This is a genomic window from Dapis hubbardiae BLCC-M172, from assembly GCF_050016015.1.
Lineage (GTDB): Bacteria > Cyanobacteriota > Cyanobacteriia > Cyanobacteriales > Microcoleaceae > Trichodesmium.
Window position 1 is genome coordinate 21,011 of record NZ_JBNHEQ010000283.1, and the last position, 3,633, is coordinate 24,643.

General features: G+C 38.2%; 2 protein-coding genes. One reads left to right on the forward strand and one right to left on the reverse strand.

The genetic code is table 11. From position 1 onward, the window contains the following. The coding region (locus ACP6PK_RS26355) for a hypothetical protein (protein ID WP_426564047.1) at window positions 1–264 on the reverse strand (264 nt) is incomplete at its 3' end. Window positions 265–541: 277 nt separating this feature from the next. Here ACP6PK_RS26355 and uvrA point away from each other — a divergent pair. Next, on the forward strand, window positions 542–3,520 hold the full coding sequence (uvrA, locus tag ACP6PK_RS26360) for an excinuclease ABC subunit UvrA (RefSeq protein ID WP_426564049.1): 2,979 nt from the start codon (window positions 542–544) through the stop codon (window positions 3,518–3,520). Window positions 3,521–3,633: the final 113 nt, after the last annotated feature.

The following is a 3,633-nucleotide window of genomic DNA, read 5'->3' on the forward strand; positions in this document are numbered from 1 at the left end:
TCTCTGCCATTGCTTATAGGAAAATTCGGGAAAATCCTTCGACGCGCCGAATTTTCCGGCAGCTCTGAGAGAATCAAAATATTGAGAATTTTTCACTCGGAGGAATAGATGGAAAGATTTTCGGAAAAACCAGCCTCTGTTTCTGGGTGCTTCGCAAAATAAAAATTTCTCTGCCATTGCTTCTGGGGAAAATTTCTGAAAATCCTTCGACGCGCCAAATTTTCTTAGGTGCTTCAGAGAATGAAAAAGTTGGTAATTTTTCACTGGGGAGAGATAGTGAGAAAAAATTTGGCAGTTATCTATAATTTTTGAGAAGTGGGAAAATTAGTGAATTCTGGCGATCGCTCCTCGCCCTCCTCAAAATTAAAGATATTTTATTACTTTCGAGAAAACCAGATAATCCCAAACCAGACGCTACAATCATTTACTACTATCAAACAAAATTTCTATGACCAAGAAATAAAGTTAGCCCCTTTCAACCATCCCTTCTTTTTCCCTATTCCCTATTCCCTACTCCCTATTCCCTAAACTAATAACTAAAATGACCACTCCTGAAAATACCATCCGCATCCGAGGAGCCAGACAACATAACCTCAAAAACATCGACCTAGAACTCCCACGCGATCGCCTCATAGTCTTCACAGGAGTTTCTGGCTCCGGCAAATCCTCCCTTGCCTTCGACACAATATTTGCCGAAGGGCAACGTCGCTACGTCGAATCCCTCAGCGCTTATGCCCGACAATTTCTCGGACAACTCGACAAACCAGACGTAGACTCCATCGAAGGATTAAGCCCCGCCATATCCATCGACCAAAAATCCACATCCCATAATCCCCGCTCGACGGTCGGCACCGTCACAGAAATTTACGACTATCTGAGACTACTATTTGGTAGAGCGGGAGAACCACACTGCCCAATTTGCCACCATAATATTGCTCCTCAAACCATTGATGAAATGTGCGACAGAATTATGGCTCTTCCAGACCGCACCAAATTTCATATCCTAGCTCCCGTGGTTCGAGGCAAAAAGGGGACTCATCAGAAACTTTTATCTAGTTTAGCTGCTCAAGGATTTGTTCGTTTGAGGGTTGATGGAGAGGTCGTAGAAATTGCTGAAAACATCAAATTAGATAAAAATCGTACACATACTATAGAAATCGTTATTGACAGACTAATTAAAAAGCCCGGAATAGAGGAACGTTTAGCAGATTCTCTAAATACTTGTCTACGTCAATCTACTGGAATTGCTTTGATTAACGTATTAAATGACACATCAGCAAAGATAGGGGCAGTGCCTACAAAAAATAAGTATAACCTAAGTCCAGCAAAAATAGCAACTTCAGCTAATTCTAAATCTGACAATAATTCAGCTAATTCCAGTCAGGAACTAGAAGAAGAACTGGAAAATTCTCAGACTCAAATAGTATTTTCGGAAAATTTTGCCTGTCCAGAGCATGGAGCAGTGATGGAGGAGTTGTCGCCTCGGCTCTTTTCTTTTAACTCTCCCTACGGTGCCTGTCCGACCTGCCACGGCTTGGGTAGTCTGAAGCAATTTTCCCCAGAATTAATAGTACCCGACCCCAATGCACCCTTATATTCAGCGATCGCTCCTTGGTCGAATAAGGAAAATCCCTATTATTTTTCTCTGCTTTATAGTTTGGCTGAAGCTTATGACTTTGAGATAGAAACTCCCTGGAATAAATTGAGCAAGAAAGAACAAAAGTTAGTGCTTGAAGGTAGCGACGAACCTATCTGGATAGAAACGAAAAATGGAGAAGGAGATTATCGTTACTATCCTGGAGTTATTCCTACTTTGGAAAAACAATATCAGGAAACTGGTTCAGATTTAATCAAACAAAAATTAGAACAATACTTAGTCAATCAAACCTGTGAAACTTGCCAAGGAAAAAGATTAAAACCAGAAGCACTTGCCGTAGAAGTAGGAGAATATAAAATTACCGACTTTACAGAAGTTTCCATTCGAGAATGTTTAGAGAAAATTGATAATTTAAAACTAAGCGATCGCCAGGCAAAAATAGCAGAATTAGTATTGAGAGAAATTCGAGCCAGACTAAATTTTCTTTTGGATGTTGGCTTAGATTATCTAACATTAGACCGAGCAACAATGACACTTTCTGGAGGAGAAGCACAAAGAATTAGATTAGCAACACAAATTGGTTCTGGTCTAACAGGAGTTCTCTATGTTTTAGACGAACCAAGTATCGGTTTACATCAGAGAGATAATAATCGTCTCTTACAAACTTTAACCAAACTTCGCGACTTAGGAAATACATTAATAGTTGTAGAACATGACGAAGAAACTATTAGAAAAGCCGACCATATTATTGATATAGGTTCGGGAGCAGGAGTGCATGGCGGACGAATAATTTATCAGGGAAATTTCCAGACATTATTAGCAACAGAAGAATCACTAACAGGTGCTTATTTATCCGGCAAAAAAATTATTGCCACCCCATCCGAAAGAAGAACAGGAAACGGCAAATCTCTACTACTGAAAAATTGTCATCGAAACAATCTCAAAAATATAGATATAGAAATTCCTTTAGGAAAACTTGTCTGTATTACTGGCGTTTCCGGTTCAGGAAAATCTACCTTAATGAACGAATTACTTTATCCAGCTTTGCAACATCATCTCAGTCGAAATATTCCCTTTCCCAAAAACTTAGAAAAAATAAAAGGATTAAAAGCAATAGACAAAGTAATCGTAATCGACCAATCACCTATTGGTAGAACACCCCGTTCAAATCCAGCAACTTATACAGGAGTATTTGATGTAATTAGAGGAATATTTGCCGAAACCATAGAAGCAAAAGCCAGAGGTTATAAACCAGGGCAATTTTCTTTTAATGTCAAAGGTGGCAGATGTGAAGCTTGCAGTGGACAAGGTGTAAATGTAATTGAAATGAATTTTCTGCCAGATGTTTATGTGCAATGCGAAGTTTGTAAAGGTGCAAGATATAGTAGAGAAACTTTGCAAGTGAAATATAAAGATCAGTCAATTGCTGATGTTTTGAATATGACTGTAGAAGAAAGTTTAGAAGTATTTAAAAATATTCCCAGAGCAGCCAATAGATTACAAACTTTAGTAGATGTAGGCTTAGGTTATATCAAATTAGGTCAATCCGCACCGACACTTTCCGGTGGAGAAGCACAAAGAGTAAAATTAGCTTCCGAATTATCTAAGCGAGCAACAGGAAAAACTATTTATTTAATAGATGAACCAACAACAGGTTTATCATTTTATGACGTTCATCAGTTATTGAATGTTTTGCAAAGATTAGTAGATAAAGGAAATTCCATTGTAGTAATTGAGCATAATTTAGATGTGATTCGTTGTGCTGACTGGGTAATAGATTTAGGTCCGGAAGGTGGAGATAAAGGAGGAGAAATTATTGTTTGTGGAACGCCCGAAGAGGTGGCAGATAATTTTGAGTCTTATACTGGGAAATATTTGCGGAAAGTATTAGAAAAGTATCCGCCGAAAGTTGAGGAAAATTGATATTTACTGAAGTTTGAAATTTTTACCAATTTTTCTGATGAGATGAAAATTTTATTCTTATATAGGTAGTCGAAAATTCGTCAGAGATTTTTCCCAGATATCTACTCTACCTA